We start from the raw sequence: 365 nt of genomic DNA on the forward strand, positions 1-365 counted from the left end.
ACATGGAGCGCGATGACCTGCACCGGGAGGTGTTCCGCACCCAGGGCAAGCTCACCAGTTGCTTTGGTTACGATGCGATGGGACGCAAGGCCTGGCAGTTTGCATCGACCCCGCCGGCAGAAAAGCTGTCGCAGGTGCACAACACCGGTATCAACACCTCGTTGCTGGTGGAGCATGCCTACAACCCGATTCACCGTCGCTACCAATACGATCCGGCGGGCGAATTGGTGCGCACGCTGGACAAGCTGCGCGGTGAGATCAAGTACGAATACGAAGCCAACGGCCAGTTGCATAGCCGCGATACCGGCTCCCTCGTAGGCAGCGAAGAGTTCCGCTACGACCCGGCAGCCAACCGGCTGGACTTC

At 60.8% G+C, this 365-nt stretch carries 1 pseudogene; it reads left to right on the forward strand.

Going from position 1 to position 365, the window contains the following annotated elements:
- Positions 1-365, forward strand: a pseudogene (locus tag ACNQPL_RS26675) (sugar-binding protein); the annotation flags it as partial.

It is taken from the genome of Pseudomonas sp. LFS044 (assembly GCF_047978245.1).
GTDB lineage: Bacteria > Pseudomonadota > Gammaproteobacteria > Pseudomonadales > Pseudomonadaceae > Aquipseudomonas.